Genomic DNA, 271 nt, shown 5'->3' on the forward strand with positions numbered 1-271 from the left:
GGTCGTGATGAAAGAGGGGAATGCTGAGAATGCTCTGGTTTCCCTGCCGCAGAAACTCCGCCTGAAGGGCGCGGGCGGTGCGTGGCAGTCCGCGGACGTCGTGAACCGCGACGGCCTGTCCCCTGGTCAGATAGCGGTGCAGCCATGCGATCAGTGTCGTCGGAACTTCCTGAAGCTCGGCAATATAGGGCGTCGTACTGCCCTTGCACCATTCATGCGAATTGCGAAAGCGCAGGAGATCGGGCGTATATTCGATCATCCATGCCCGGTC

The 271-nt window shown here is 60.1% G+C and carries 1 protein-coding gene; it reads right to left on the minus strand.

Annotation, left to right across the window (positions count from 1 at the left end; all coding sequences use genetic code 11):
• Positions 1-259 (minus strand): hypothetical protein (locus R0J92_RS23150; protein ID WP_411053396.1); only part of this gene is annotated, 259 nt, incomplete at its 3' end.
• Between the last annotated feature and the right edge of the window lie 12 nt (positions 260-271).

It is taken from the genome of Tritonibacter sp. SIMBA_163, from assembly GCF_046535935.1.
Taxonomy (GTDB): domain Bacteria; phylum Pseudomonadota; class Alphaproteobacteria; order Rhodobacterales; family Rhodobacteraceae; genus Epibacterium; species Epibacterium scottomollicae.